We start from the raw sequence: 12,785 nt of genomic DNA on the forward strand, positions 1-12,785 counted from the left end.
CGAAAAGATGATAAACTGTAGACACGATATATGGGGGGATTTATATGATAGAGCTGCAAGGGAAAAAATACGAGCTTGTGGAAAATCATAAAAATGGATTTAGTGAGGATATGTTAAAAGAACGGTACTCAGATATATTAGCTAAGTATGATTTTATTGTTGGTGACTGGGGTTATGACCAGTTACGATTAAAAGGCTTTTATGCAGATCAAAACCAAAAAGCACCTGTTGACAATAAGATCAGTGCCTTAGATGACTATTTATATGAATACTGTAATTTTGGATGTGCTTATTTTGTCCTTCAAAAAATTGCTACATAAAAAAGCAGTAGCTCGATGTTGCTACTGCTCGTTTCCAAAATCGCCATCAGGATTATTATGTGGGTCATGTGAGCCATCAGCCTGTCTAGGTAAGTCCTTATGACGTTCTCTATCAGGGTAAACAAAAGCACTATCCCGTCGTTGTCCTTTTTCCCAAGGAGTCGATTTACCTTCCACTAGAGCATATTCATTCATTGGAGAACCAAAAGATCCTTCTGGGAATTCCTCAGGAATTAGCTTGTCGTGCATACTTTCCACATTAGTAAAGTTTGAATATGTCTTCTTTTTTTCTTTTGCCATCAACTAAACACATCCTTTTCACACAAAATACCAACAACTAATGTAAAGGTGTTGGTATTAGTTTTGACTATATAGTGAGTTGTATGGGTAGAAAATAAAGGCAGTTCGTATGAAATGATGCTAGGGATTAAAGCTCACAACGTTTATAGCCTCTGTATTTTTTTTCAAGCATTTTTCCTAATCGAAAAATTGCATCCTCATTTCCTGATTTACTTATAATTTGAACAGCAATTGGCATATTATTTTCATCATTTCCTACCGGTACGGTCAATGCAGGTAATCCCCAAACATTTGCATAGGCTACATAAGGCATGTAAGTGAGAAATGTTCGCCGCATGGAGAATATTTGTCGATAAACTTTTCCATGCTCTAATGCTCCCGTATGATAAATTGGAAAAATGAGTAGCCTATTTTGTAAATACGCTCCCAGAATCTTGTCTCCCTGTAAAATTGTCTCTTCCATCTCTCGAATGCGGCTAATCGATGGTTTAAAAAGCTTTGCTCCAAAAATTGCTTTCGACAGATACGGATGAATCTTAGAGCGTTGCGTTAGTTTTTCTTTAAGAAAAGATTTCAAGAGAAAAGACCTGTCATTATTAAATGCAGCTTTTTCAATTAATTCACTGCCATTACTTGAGAGCATTTCTTGCCATAATGTAGCGCAGTTATGATACATTGGAGGAATGCGTCGAAAAGTAGAAAACGATCTTGTTAGTACTTTTTCAATATCGTCTAACAGTCTTTTCGTTACTTCATTTAATGGTTGTTCCATATTACTAGGTAAAATTTCTATCTTAAAATTCTTTAGAGAGCAATCATCTATTTCATTTTCGGAGATGCTTGAATAGATAAGTTCCATATCCCGAACGGATTTACCCATTGGTCCAATGCTTAACATTCTATTTTGGATATCATTTGTAACAGCTGGAAAATGCCCATGAGCTGAAACCTGTTTAAAACCGGGCTTAAAACCAATAACGCCATTGAAGTGACTGGGAAATCGAATGGAACCACCAATGTCAGAGCCAATTCCTGCAAGAGCACCTCCTGCTGCTAACAGGGCTCCTTCACCTCCACTTGAGCCTCCACAGGTCCTATTGATATCCCAAGGATTGTTGGTACGACCATATAGTCGATTATCTGTTTCCTGACAAAAACATAAGGCAGGTGTATTTGTCTTACTTAAGATAATCATTCCAGCTTCCTGTAATTTCGATATAACTACTGCGTCTTTTCTAGAAATTAAGTCTTTTCTATGTTCTAGTCCACCAGTCGTTTTCATACCTTTGACATGAATGGATTCTTTTACACTTATTGGGACACCAAATAGAGGGGATAATGGCTCATTATTTTTTAAAAACATATCCAGCTCTTTTGCTTGTTGTAGCGCTTCAACGTACCGATTTTCTACTACTGCATTAATAATCGGATTTATTTGTTTTTGTTTTTCTATATAAACACTAACGATTTCTAACACTGAAAACTGTCTTTCTTTAATAGCATGGGATATAGCTGTAACATCTAAATTAAGTATATCTTCCTTGTTGGAAGAGATCACAGTTCCCATCATCCTTCATTCTCCTCGTATTTAAATTATGCATGAAATTTGCTGTAATTAAAGAACTTCATGTAGGAAGTTCCGAATTTCATCAGCTTCCATAGCTGTCTCATGGAAGATATGCTCTATCTTTCCTGGATCGTTTAAATCCTCTTTTCCTACTACTGTAAATCGATTTTTACGCAAATTGATAATGGTGGTTTTGCTTGGATCATCATCATTCTTTAAAAAAGCAAAATCATAACGCTGTAACTTTCCCATGAAACTTATATAACGCACTTCTTTTGTAACAGTTTCATCTTTAATTAATTCATACTTACTTCCCATCATATCCCTCTTTTCCGAATATTGACATTTTCCTTAACTATATCATGTTTTGCTCAATAATCCTATAATATATGGTATGATAAGATTGTAATTCATAATGGGGGTTTGTTACATGTATTTTGTAGATAGGAGTAAGATTCAGCAGACGCTTCAATACATGGACCAGGTCATCAATGTATTGAAAATGAACGCTCCAGAAACGTTAATCGATAAATTAAGTTTGGAAAGAGCTGTACATATAGTAATAGAATGTACATTAGATGTTGGAAATATGATGATCGATGGATTTATTATGCGTGATCCAGGTAGTTATAACGATATTATCGATATTTTGTTAGATGAACAGGTTCTTCCTAAAGATGAGGAAACTGCTTATAAAGAATTAATACAGCTAAGAAAAGTGTTGGTAACCGACTATACAAACATCGACCATAACAAGTTAATACATACGATTCAAGCTAATTATCAAGTATATAAACAATTTTCAGCACATATAAGAGTGTACTTAGATAATGAACTAGGAGTAGCTAACGCTTTTTCAAATGAATCATAGGGGTGATACGTTATGAAACAAACACCTACGAAGCAAAAGCTATTGACGTTAATAAAAAAAGGACATGAAGTAACTATAACAGATGTGTTGCCTTTTTTTACGATTTCGGAAATTGCTGTTCGAAAGCATATACAATCTCTAGTGCGGGATGGATTTATCAAGAAGAATAGTATAAAGCAGAAACTAGGAAGACCATATTTTACTTATGAGCTTACAGAGAAGGGGCATGGATTATTCCCAAATCAAAACGAAAAACTGCCATTAGAGCTGCTTCAGGATCTTGAGTATCTTCAAGGTAAGAGAGCGGTTGATGATTTACTTTGGCAAAGAATGCTGCGGGAACGGAATCAGCTAGAGGATTTCGTAGGTGACAGTGACTTTGATAGTAAGGTTAAAGAAATGGCTAAGTTTCAAGATGAAAATGGATATATGGTAGAATTGAAAAAGGTAGATGTAGGACACTATGAAATGAAAAATTATCATTGTCCGATTTCTGCGTTATCCTCTAAATATACACAAGTATGTCAAAATGAAAAAGCAATGTATCAAGACATCTTTTCTACCTGTGAAGTTATTTCACATACATGTATTACTGATGGGAAACCTTATTGTATGTGGACAATAAAGCAATTGGAAGAAAGGTGAAGGACTATATCTTTCTACTGCAGTTGAATAAAGAAGACGTTGTCTGAGTGAGCAAGGTCGCTTGGACTTTTTAGTTTAGAAAGAAGGAATATTCATGAAACATGCGTATAAAGGCTATTTAATTGATTTAGACGGTACGATGTATCGAGGAAATGAACCAATTGAAGCGGCTGCAGAATTTATTGCTACATTAAAAACCAATAACATTCCACATGTGTTCGTAACTAATAACTCTTCAAAAACACAAGAAGATGTGTCTACGAAATTAAATAAAATGGGGATTACTGCAACTGCACAGCAGATAGTGACAACGAGTATAGCTACAGCAAAGTTTATTCAAGCAAGAAAGAAACAAGCAAGATGTTATGTTATAGGAGAAGATGGATTACATCAAGCTATAGAAGAGCAAGGACTGACTATTACAGATCAGGATTGTGATTTTGTAGTTGTTGGCATTGACCGGAACATTTCATATGATAAGCTAGCAAAAGCTTGTTTGGCTGTCAGGGATGGCGCTACTTTTATTTCTACGAACGGCGATGTAGCGATTCCCAGTGAAAGAGGATTATTACCTGGGAATGGATCACTGACATCTGTAATTACAGTTAGTACTGGAGTAGCGCCAACCTTTATTGGTAAGCCAGAATCCATTATTATGGAGGAAGCCCTAACTGTGTTAGGAGTGAAAAAGGATGAAGCGTTAATGGTTGGCGATAATTATGCTACAGACATACGAGCTGGCATAGGTGCAGGGATGGATACATTGATGGTTTTTACTGGTGTTACTCCTATTAAGGAGTACCCAAACCTTGAAATCCAGCCGACCTATTATGTGCATAGTTTACATGAATGGCTTCAACATATTTAAGTAAACAGAGAGTAGAAGAACCAATGGTATATCTACTCTCTGTTTACTATATAAGACTTCGATATCTTCGTCTTTTATTCTCTTCTTGTATGTTAAAAGTGATGGCTTAATCTAGATTTTTTCTAATATAAGAAGAACTGCTTGACAGTCTAAGTTAAAAGTATGGTTTGAAGTTTCACTTTATCTAGTAACTTTCTTCATCAGTGGAATGTGCTAAGCGACTAGATGCCGCAGCTGCAATTGCACCTACAATATCATCCAAAAACGTATGACACTCTCCTGAGGATTTATCATTTAATTTTTGTAATATGCCAGGCTTTTGTTTATCAATGTACCCGTAATTTGTAAAGCCGATTGAGCCATATACATTGACGATTGATAATGCAATGATTTCGTCTACACCATACAAACTTTCGTCAACCTCAATGGTTTTTTGTAGCGGCTGCTCTAGCTGTTTCTTTTCTGTTAATACATCTAATTGAATACCTGTCAGGATGGCATTTTGTACTTCTCTTTTTGTTAGAACACGATCAACATTATGTCTGCAAACTTCTATTGTTAAATCATCATGGTACTTAGACTGTAGATAATAAACGAGTTCTGCTATATCATCAATCGTCACTCCACGTTCAGTAAGCCATTGTCTAGCTTTAACTTCTAATTCACTCTGATTTGTCTCTTGACCCATCATGTAACTTCCTCTCTTTTTATAGTTTTAAGTAAAGAAGGTAACTTTTCAACATACAATTAGTATAAATGCCCAGAGGAGGGATCTACTTGTCTTATGAAAAGTGGCTTTATGAAAATTACAACATTCAACCAGAAGAAAAAAGATGGATTGACGGCAAAGAATGCTTTAAATCTGGAGAATATGTTTATTTTACCATTTCTATTGATAACAATGAAATTATTTATATGGAACAGGCGGTTGTAGCTTATTATTTAGCGGAAGACTACTATACACATATGGCAATTCCAATATCAAATAATCAAGGAGAATGGTTTACAGTTTTTCAGGATACGCAGCTTATGGTTGTTCAAGGCAAACTTTCATATAGAGAGATTACTCTATCTGATGGAAAATTACTAGCCGAATTTCATCAGATTGGTAATGCTTATGGATATGAACCAAAGGCTATTTCCAGCTATGGACAATGGAAGGAATTATGGATCGATAAAGTGAACACATTAGAGAATCATCTTGAGCAGAGAGCACGTGAAACCCCTTCAGCATATTACCGTCTAGTAATGGATGTACTTCCTTATTTCATCGGTATAAGTGAAAATGCAATTCAATATATTCGTGAAAGTGAACAGGAACAGCGATTTTATGAAGTAGATCAGGGAACGATTGCTTTTCGAAGATATACAAATCAACTGATAAAGCCCATTATGTGGCCAATGGAATTAGTTTATGATCACCCATCGAGAGATATTTCTGAATTTTTAAGACAGCACATCTTAAACAAAGATCCAGGTGCAATTTCTTCCAATTTTTTAAATGATTATCAAGCGATCAGACCATTATCTGTGTTTAGCTGGCGTTTAATATATGCAAGGTTACTTTTTCCTATTCATATTTTTGATTTTTTGGAATGGAATTTAACATCTGAAAATGACGATGCACTCGAGCAATTCAAGCAATTACTTCAAACACAATCAGAATATGAAGAAAAGCTCGGGAAATTTTATAATCAAGTAGAGGTGGATTGTGATCTTCTGCAAATTCCTGTGGTACACTGGCTATAGAATGATGAACATAATTACGTATGGAGGTCATACCGTTGAAGAAACCATTGATTTATATTACACGGAAAATACCAGAAGAATTAATCGCCCCTTATACTAATAGCTTCCGTATAAAATTTTGGGAAAAAGAGAATGACCCAGTACCAGAAAATGTGTTGTTGCGAGAAATAAAAGAGGCAGAGGGATTAATTTGCATGTTAAGCGAACAGATTAATCAGCAGTTGCTAGATGCAGCTCCTCATTTAAAGGTAATTGCGAATTTAGCGGTAGGTTTCGATAATATTGATATGGAAGCAGCAAAGGCTAGAAATATTGCTGTAACTAACACACCAGATGTGCTGACCGAAACAACTGCTGATTTAGGGTTTGCCCTGTTAATGGCCACTGCAAGAAGGCTTATGGAGGCAAATGATTATATACGGAAAGATAAGTGGGACAACTGGGGGCCGTATTTATTGGCGGGATCCGATATTCACCATAAGACAATTGGGATTGTAGGTATGGGAAGAATTGGGCAAGCAATTGCAAGGAGAGCCAAGGGATTTGAAATGGAAGTTTTATACCATAACCGTTCTAGAAATGTTGAAGCGGAAGAACAGCTAAATGCCACTTATACAGATTTCGATACGTTGCTTCACCATTCAGATTTTGTGGTATCTGTTGTGCCTTTAACTGGTGAAACGGAGCAATTATTTAATAAGACTACCTTTCATAAAATGAAAGATACTGGTATTTTTATTAATATTTCTAGAGGTGCAGTAGTAGATGAAACAGCGTTAGAGAATGCTTTAGTAACTGGAGAAATAAAGGCAGCTGGATTGGATGTCTTTGTAGAGGAGCCTATTCATGCTGATCATCCATTAATGCAGTTGAAGAATGTTGTTGCACTTCCACATATTGGTTCGGCGAGTACAGAAACACGAACTGCTATGTGGAAATTGTGTTTGGATAATACGCTTTCTGTATTAACAGGCGGTCAGCCGAAGACGCCTGTTTGGTAAAATAGATAGGAACAAAAGCGCAAGCGCTCGATTAGAAATGTAGCGACTGGAGCGAGTCGTGAAGTCATCTAGTTCTGGGCGCTGGAACTGGACGCGGCTCAATATTTCCTAGACAAAAATAAAGAAGGCATCCTTGTCGTTGGAGGCCTTCTTTGTATAGGATAAAATATAATTATTAGCTATGTTATCGATTTAGTTTGTTTTAAAATACTTGCTCTATTTCTGTTACTCCAGGTACTTCGGCCATTAAGGCGCGTTCAATCCCAGCCTTTAATGTAATGGTAGAACTCGGGCAATTCCCGCATGCACCCATCAGACGAAGAAGCACAATGCCGTTTTCATCTACATCGATTAACTCCACATCGCCACCATCACGTAGCAAGAATGGACGTAATTTATTTAATACTTCTTGTACTTGGTCTCGCATTATCCATCTTCTCCTTTCTTCTATCTATTATAGAACGGATTCTTCAAAAAATCTATGGCATAATTGAAACTGATAATCATTTTTATTTTATCTTTAGATAAACATTTTGTAAAATAAAAGATATCGTATAAAGGAGGCTAGATGGGATGAAGCAAATAAAGATAACGGTATATGGGGCAGAACAGATTTGTGCGAGCTGTGTTGGCGCACCAGGCTCTAGGGATACTTATGAATGGCTACAAGCTGCTATTGGTCGGAAATATATAGATGATCACCTAAAATATGAATACATAGATATTGATCAACCTCCAAATGTGGAAAAGCATCAGGCATTTATTGAAAAGATAGTGCGTGATGATTTATTCTATCCCATTGTCATGATCAATGACGAAATGGTTGCTGAAGGTATACCGCGGTTAAAAACAGTTTATCATGCATTGGATAAACATAACATTCCATTACAGAATAAATAGAAACGAGGAAACGAACATGAAAATCCCTTTTACGAAGATGCATGGACTTGGAAATAGCTATATATATATTGATTTATTCCAGCATAAATTAGAGGAAGCAATGCTGCCAGCGTTAGCGCAAAGCGTATCTAATATGAACACAGGAATAGGGTCTGATGGTATCATTTTAATTCATCCCAGTGAAAGAGCGGCACTAGGTATGCGGATATTTAATAAGGATGGTTCAGAAGGGCAGAGTTGTGGTAATGGATTAAGGTGTACTGCGAAGTATGCCTATGAACATGGAATTGTTGATGTCACTCAATTTCAAATAGAAACGAAAGCTAATATTGTAGAGGCAGAGGTTCAAATACAGAATAATAATGTGCAGCTTGTAACAATTAACATGGGGAAGCCACAGCTTAACCGAGCGGACATTCCAATGATAGGCAGTGAAACAGAAAAAGTAGTAGCAGAACAATTTAAAATAATGGATCAGCAGCTTAAAGTAACAGCGGTATCTATGGGCAACCCGCATGCTGTTTTTGTTGTTGACAATATTGATGATGCCCCTTTAGTAGAATTAGGACCATCAATTGAAAAGGACAAACGGTTCCCACAGGGGATAAATGTAGAATTTATTGAGGTGCTTACTCCTACTGAAATAAATTTTTGTGTATGGGAGAGAGGGTCTGGTATTACACAGGCTTGTGGTACTGGTGCTTGTGCGGCAGTAGTTGCAGCCGCGTTGAATGATTTGGTTAACCGTAATGAACAAATAACTGTTCATTTACCAGGCGGCGATTTGTTTATTAAATGGGATGATCAGGGCTATGTCTGGATGACTGGAGGAGCAGAAGTTATAGCTACAGGAGATTATTACTATGACGATTGAGTATCATCAGTTGAATCCTATTCAAGGACTTTGTATACTTAAAGAAGATAAGCAATCATCTTAAAGGGAGGTCCATGAGATGGCTATTAATATTACCGATCATGCTAGTAAGCAGATTCAAAATATGATGAAAGAAGAGTCTGATGGTGCCTATTTGCGCTTTGGTGTAAAAGGTGGCGGATGTAGTGGGTTATCCTATTCACTAGGTTTTGAATACGAAATAAATGAAGAGTTAGATACAACGAAAGAAATTAATGGAATACCAGTTGTTCTCAATAATCAGGATATTCCTATAATTGAAGGAACAACGATTGATTTCAAACAAAATATGATGGGTGGCGGATTTAGTATTGATAACCCGAACGCTATCGTATCTTGTGGTTGTGGATCATCTTTTAGAACAAAAGATAAGGCAGGCGCGCCTGGCGATTGTTAGAAAAATAGCTGAAGCAATAAGTTGCTTCAGCTATTATTTATATCTATCTATAGTTAGTATCTTAAAACATGCTAGTTGAGTGTTTTGGTTGAATTCTGGCTTTCGGATCAATATATTGTTTTGCATTATTTATAGCCGTAGGACCTTCGCCAAATCCAGTTGCAATGAGTTTCACTTTTCCAACGTATGTGCAAATATCTCCAGCAGCATAAATCCCTGGTATATTGGTTTCCATTTTTGAATTTACTACGATACTATTCTTTTCAATTTCGAGTCCCCAGTCTTTAATTGGTCCTAGTGTAGAAACAAATCCATAATTGCATAAAACGGCATCGACATCCAATGTGATTTCTCGGTCACCTTTTACTTCTTCCAAAACGACTTGTTCAATACGCTCATTTGCAACGATATTTGATGGTACAAACGGTGTTAGGATTTCTACGTTCGATGCATAAAGCTTTTCCACACTGTGTTCATGGGCTCGGAATTTATCACGACGATGCACAAGAGTTACCTTTTCGGCAATCGGTTCTAGCATAAGCGCCCAATCAACAGCTGAGTCTCCACCTCCAAGTAAGACAACACGTTGATCCTTATATTGGTTCATATCTTTAACATGGTAATGGAGATTAATGTTTTCAAATTTATCGCATTGATCTATGTCTAAACGTCGAGGCTGAAAAGCTCCGTTTCCTGCTGTAATAATGATCGTCTTTGTATAATGTACTTCCTTTTTATTGGATGTTAATTTGAACGTTCCATCTTCAAGCCTTTCTACATTTTCGATTGCCTGTTCTAAAACAATTTCTGGATCGAATAAGTTTGCTTGTTCCTCTAAGTTATCTACTAATTCCTGTGCTCTAACCTTAGGGAAACCAGCAACATCATATATATATTTCTCTGGATATAGAGCAGTTAATTGCCCGCCAGTGTGTGGTAAACTTTCAATTATTTTAACACTTGCCTGACGCATACCGCCATAGAAGGCTGTGAATAAACCTACGGGACCTGCGCCGATGATAGTAACATCATAGACTTCTTTGGTCACAATAATTCCCTCCACTTCCGATAAAATTTAGTATACCATTGTTTATAGTACCATAAATTCCCCTTAGTAGAACATGAAAGCACTCTGTAACTTACTATTAAGAAAAATTTAATAATTGGGGAAACAAAAGAAAGGGTTGAAATGTAGATAGAAAAAGGCTACTATTATCAAGGATGTTTATTACGATTATGTGACAACGACATTATAAATCTATTAATTTTTCTATCCACTTGGTAAAGTAGCCAAGTTTTTTCTAATGACTATTAAGTGAAATATGTCACAAACGTACAAAATAGTAAAAAAAATGGAAGTGATTAGAATGAAAAAACCGAATATAGTAATTCTAGGTGCTGGCTACGGTGGCATGATGACTACAGTTAAATTACAAAAGACATTAGGAGTAAATGAGGCAAATATAACACTTGTGAATATAAATGATTATCATTACCAAACCACTTGGCTTCATGAAAACGCAGCAGGAACCTTACATCATGATCGAACTCGTATACAGATTAAAGATGTAATAAATATGAGCAAGGTGAAATTTGTTAAAGATAAAGTTATTTCTATTAAGCCAGATGAAAAGAAAGTTAAACTGGAAAATGGCCAATTAGATTATGACGTATTGGTAATCGGGCTTGGATTTGAAGCAGCAACCTTTGGTATTCCTGGCTTAGAAGAACATGCGTTTACAATTGGAAACATTAATAGTGCTCGCCTTATTCGCGAACATATGGAATATAATTTTGCTTTGTATCACAACGAATCAGAAAAAAATCCCGCACGATTAAATATTGTTGTAGGCGGTGGTGGGTTTACTGGAGTTGAATTTCTAGGTGAGCTTGCAAATCGTATTCCTGAGCTTTGCGAAGAATATGATATTGATAAAAATTTAGTACGAATAATTAATATTGAAGGATCACCTACTATTTTGCCTGGGTTTGATCCACAATTAGTAGAATATGCGATGAATTCATTAGAATCACGCGGAGTTGAATTTGTTACTGGAGCAATGCTTAAAGAATGCACAGCTACTAGTGTTGTTTATGAAAAAAATGGTGAAATAACGGAAATTCCAACACTAACAACGGTATGGGCAGCTGGTGTAAAAGCAAACGCTCTTGTTGAGAAGTCCGGTTTTGAAAATAATCGAGGCAAAGTGGCAGTAGAAAAGGATATGCGAGCGCCAGACTATGATAATGTATTTGTAATTGGCGATTGTGCACTTATTATGAATGAACAAACGGGGAGACCTTATCCACCAACAGCACAAATTGCTATTCAACAATCAGCCGTAGTTGCCCATAATGTAAAAGCGTATATTCAAGGCGGAGAAATGGAGCACTTTGAACCGGAAATACTTGGTACAGTAGCTTCTCTAGGCCATAATGATGCGATAGGGGTTATATTTAACGATCAAAAATTGTTTGGCTGGAAAGCAACTGTGATGAAAAAAATAATTGATAATCGGTACTTATTGAAATTAGGTGGACTAAGTTTATTAATGAAAAAAGGAAAGTTTAACATTTTTTATTAAGTGTGGATGTAGCAAGGACAGTGCCACTGTCTTTGCTTTTTTTCTAAATTCATTTAAAATGGAAAAGGGAAAAGAAATTGTTTATACATAATAATGTCTAACTGCTTGTTAGGTGAGTAAAGTTGCGAAGGGAGCCACCTGTTTTGATTCAATTAGTAGTGTCGATTATATTATATTTTGTCATCTTTTTTGGTATTGCATTTATATTGAATATGTTATTACGAAGAACATGGTTGATGGCATTTTTATATCCATTTGTCGTATTAATTATTGTAGATAATATGTCTACAATGGAGTATTTAAAGGCACCAGGATCTGCATTTTCAGAAGCTTTTTCCAGGCTAATGCAAATCACTCCAGTTGATATTGCCATATTAGTAGCAGGATTTGCAGGTACAATTGTGTCTGGAATCATTATTAAGTTATTAAGAAAAAGTGGATATCAAATGTTTTAAAAGCTTTGTTTATAACAAAGAAAAAGAGATAAGTGGATTTATGATCAGTAAATCCGGACTATAATCCGAGTATATTTATTTTCGGAAAGTAGTTCGGATTGTTTTTTTGAAAGGAATAATTCTCTAGTTACTATACATGCATAACTGGTATTAAGATTTTAGTTCGTTTATAAATAAACAAACATTACGATTATAAATTTAAAGTTTTCATATT

Annotated in this window: 17 protein-coding genes; 11 read left to right on the top strand and 6 right to left on the bottom strand. The window is 35.9% G+C overall.

Translation table 11 applies throughout. From position 1 onward, the window contains the following. Positions 1 to 44 precede the first annotated feature (44 nt). Positions 45 to 320 (top strand): YutD family protein, encoded by a 276-nt coding sequence (locus ABDZ84_RS10305; protein WP_026681550.1) that lies wholly within the window; start codon positions 45 to 47, stop codon positions 318 to 320. A 21-nt stretch (positions 321 to 341) separates the two neighbouring features. On the opposite strand, the gene ABDZ84_RS10310 is transcribed toward ABDZ84_RS10305, so the two are convergent. From ABDZ84_RS10310 to ABDZ84_RS10320, 3 genes are all read right to left on the bottom strand, one after another. Further along, complete coding sequence (locus tag ABDZ84_RS10310; RefSeq protein ID WP_281950157.1) at positions 342 to 620, bottom strand: hypothetical protein; 279 nt, start codon at positions 618 to 620, stop codon at positions 342 to 344. A gap of 127 nt (positions 621 to 747) precedes the next feature. Next, on the bottom strand, positions 748 to 2,190 hold the full coding sequence (locus ABDZ84_RS10315) for an amidase (RefSeq protein ID WP_343781370.1): 1,443 nt from the start codon (positions 2,188 to 2,190) through the stop codon (positions 748 to 750). A 45-nt stretch (positions 2,191 to 2,235) separates the two neighbouring features. Continuing rightward, positions 2,236 to 2,505 carry an SAV0927 family protein gene (locus ABDZ84_RS10320; RefSeq protein WP_026681547.1) on the bottom strand — a complete coding sequence of 90 codons (270 nt, stop codon included), beginning with the start codon at positions 2,503 to 2,505 and terminating at the stop codon, positions 2,236 to 2,238. 112 nt (positions 2,506 to 2,617) lie between these two features. Here ABDZ84_RS10320 and ABDZ84_RS10325 point away from each other — a divergent pair, with 112 nt between their 5' ends. The 3 genes from ABDZ84_RS10325 (at position 2,618) to ABDZ84_RS10335 (ending at position 4,571) form a co-directional block, all read left to right on the top strand. Further along, positions 2,618 to 3,058 (top strand): DUF86 domain-containing protein, encoded by a 441-nt coding sequence (locus ABDZ84_RS10325; protein ID WP_343781373.1) that lies wholly within the window; start codon positions 2,618 to 2,620, stop codon positions 3,056 to 3,058. Positions 3,059 to 3,070: 12 nt separating this feature from the next. Then, a complete protein-coding gene (locus tag ABDZ84_RS10330; RefSeq protein WP_281948885.1) occupies positions 3,071 to 3,703 on the top strand; it encodes a helix-turn-helix transcriptional regulator in 633 nt (210 codons plus the stop codon). 94 nt (positions 3,704 to 3,797) lie between these two features. After that, a complete protein-coding gene (locus ABDZ84_RS10335) occupies positions 3,798 to 4,571 on the top strand; it encodes a TIGR01457 family HAD-type hydrolase (protein ID WP_026681545.1) in 774 nt (257 codons plus the stop codon). A gap of 184 nt (positions 4,572 to 4,755) precedes the next feature. Here ABDZ84_RS10335 and ABDZ84_RS10340 read toward each other — a convergent pair whose 3' ends face one another. Then, positions 4,756 to 5,259: a phosphatidylglycerophosphatase A family protein gene (locus ABDZ84_RS10340; protein WP_026681544.1), complete on the bottom strand. Its 504-nt coding sequence runs from the start codon at positions 5,257 to 5,259 to the stop codon at positions 4,756 to 4,758. Positions 5,260 to 5,348: 89 nt separating this feature from the next. Between ABDZ84_RS10340 and ABDZ84_RS10345 the strand changes: the two genes are divergently transcribed. Next, the gene (locus tag ABDZ84_RS10345; RefSeq protein WP_026681543.1) at positions 5,349 to 6,320 is read left to right on the top strand and encodes a protein kinase family protein; all 972 of its coding nucleotides are present in this window, start codon (positions 5,349 to 5,351) and stop codon (positions 6,318 to 6,320) included. 35 nt (positions 6,321 to 6,355) lie between these two features. Continuing rightward, positions 6,356 to 7,321: a 2-hydroxyacid dehydrogenase gene (locus tag ABDZ84_RS10350; protein WP_026681542.1), complete on the top strand. Its 966-nt coding sequence runs from the start codon at positions 6,356 to 6,358 to the stop codon at positions 7,319 to 7,321. A gap of 202 nt (positions 7,322 to 7,523) precedes the next feature. Here the strand turns inward: ABDZ84_RS10350 and ABDZ84_RS10355 are convergent, their stop codons facing one another. After that, positions 7,524 to 7,748 carry a NifU family protein gene (locus tag ABDZ84_RS10355; protein ID WP_026681541.1) on the bottom strand — a complete coding sequence of 75 codons (225 nt, stop codon included), beginning with the start codon at positions 7,746 to 7,748 and terminating at the stop codon, positions 7,524 to 7,526. A 146-nt stretch (positions 7,749 to 7,894) separates the two neighbouring features. Here ABDZ84_RS10355 and ABDZ84_RS10360 point away from each other — a divergent pair, with 146 nt between their 5' ends. The 3 genes from ABDZ84_RS10360 (at position 7,895) to ABDZ84_RS10370 (ending at position 9,531) form a co-directional block, all read left to right on the top strand. Then, on the top strand, positions 7,895 to 8,221 hold the full coding sequence (locus tag ABDZ84_RS10360; RefSeq protein ID WP_026681540.1) for a YuzD family protein: 327 nt from the start codon (positions 7,895 to 7,897) through the stop codon (positions 8,219 to 8,221). Between the two features lie 16 nt (positions 8,222 to 8,237). Beyond that, on the top strand, positions 8,238 to 9,095 hold the full coding sequence (gene dapF, locus ABDZ84_RS10365) for a diaminopimelate epimerase (RefSeq protein ID WP_026681539.1): 858 nt from the start codon (positions 8,238 to 8,240) through the stop codon (positions 9,093 to 9,095). Positions 9,096 to 9,174: 79 nt separating this feature from the next. Continuing rightward, a complete protein-coding gene (locus tag ABDZ84_RS10370) occupies positions 9,175 to 9,531 on the top strand; it encodes a HesB/IscA family protein (protein ID WP_026681538.1) in 357 nt (118 codons plus the stop codon). Between the two features lie 61 nt (positions 9,532 to 9,592). Here ABDZ84_RS10370 and ABDZ84_RS10375 read toward each other — a convergent pair whose 3' ends face one another. Beyond that, the gene (locus tag ABDZ84_RS10375) at positions 9,593 to 10,579 is read right to left on the bottom strand and encodes an NAD(P)/FAD-dependent oxidoreductase (protein ID WP_026681537.1); all 987 of its coding nucleotides are present in this window, start codon (positions 10,577 to 10,579) and stop codon (positions 9,593 to 9,595) included. A gap of 319 nt (positions 10,580 to 10,898) precedes the next feature. Here ABDZ84_RS10375 and ABDZ84_RS10380 point away from each other — a divergent pair, with 319 nt between their 5' ends. Together ABDZ84_RS10380 and ABDZ84_RS10385 are read left to right on the top strand one after the other, a co-directional pair. Continuing rightward, entirely contained in the window at positions 10,899 to 12,116 is a 1,218-nt protein-coding gene (locus ABDZ84_RS10380; RefSeq protein WP_026681536.1) for an NAD(P)/FAD-dependent oxidoreductase, read from the top strand. A 143-nt stretch (positions 12,117 to 12,259) separates the two neighbouring features. Beyond that, positions 12,260 to 12,571, top strand: coding sequence for a YuiB family protein (locus tag ABDZ84_RS10385; RefSeq protein WP_026681535.1), 312 nt, complete (start codon positions 12,260 to 12,262; stop codon positions 12,569 to 12,571). Positions 12,572 to 12,785: the final 214 nt, after the last annotated feature.

The organism is Virgibacillus salarius (genome assembly GCF_039521925.1).
In the GTDB taxonomy this organism is placed as follows: Bacteria; Bacillota; Bacilli; order Bacillales; family Amphibacillaceae; genus Virgibacillus; species Virgibacillus salarius.

Bases quoted from the DNA above. Each gene is read 5' to 3' on its own strand.
- ABDZ84_RS10305 (WP_026681550.1), top strand. From the start codon at position 45: ATGATAGAGCTGCAAGGGAAAAAATACGAGCTTGTGGAAAATCATAAA.
- ABDZ84_RS10310 (WP_281950157.1), bottom strand. From the start codon at position 620: ATGGCAAAAGAAAAAAAGAAGACATATTCAAACTTTACTAATGTGGAA.
- ABDZ84_RS10315 (WP_343781370.1), bottom strand. From the start codon at position 2,190: ATGATGGGAACTGTGATCTCTTCCAACAAGGAAGATATACTTAATTTA.
- ABDZ84_RS10320 (WP_026681547.1), bottom strand. From the start codon at position 2,505: ATGGGAAGTAAGTATGAATTAATTAAAGATGAAACTGTTACAAAAGAA.
- ABDZ84_RS10325 (WP_343781373.1), top strand. From the start codon at position 2,618: ATGTATTTTGTAGATAGGAGTAAGATTCAGCAGACGCTTCAATACATG.
- ABDZ84_RS10330 (WP_281948885.1), top strand. From the start codon at position 3,071: ATGAAACAAACACCTACGAAGCAAAAGCTATTGACGTTAATAAAAAAA.
- ABDZ84_RS10335 (WP_026681545.1), top strand. From the start codon at position 3,798: ATGAAACATGCGTATAAAGGCTATTTAATTGATTTAGACGGTACGATG.
- ABDZ84_RS10340 (WP_026681544.1), bottom strand. From the start codon at position 5,259: ATGGGTCAAGAGACAAATCAGAGTGAATTAGAAGTTAAAGCTAGACAA.
- ABDZ84_RS10355 (WP_026681541.1), bottom strand. From the start codon at position 7,748: ATGCGAGACCAAGTACAAGAAGTATTAAATAAATTACGTCCATTCTTG.
- ABDZ84_RS10360 (WP_026681540.1), top strand. From the start codon at position 7,895: ATGAAGCAAATAAAGATAACGGTATATGGGGCAGAACAGATTTGTGCG.
- dapF (WP_026681539.1), top strand. From the start codon at position 8,238: ATGAAAATCCCTTTTACGAAGATGCATGGACTTGGAAATAGCTATATA.
- ABDZ84_RS10370 (WP_026681538.1), top strand. From the start codon at position 9,175: ATGGCTATTAATATTACCGATCATGCTAGTAAGCAGATTCAAAATATG.
- ABDZ84_RS10380 (WP_026681536.1), top strand. From the start codon at position 10,899: ATGAAAAAACCGAATATAGTAATTCTAGGTGCTGGCTACGGTGGCATG.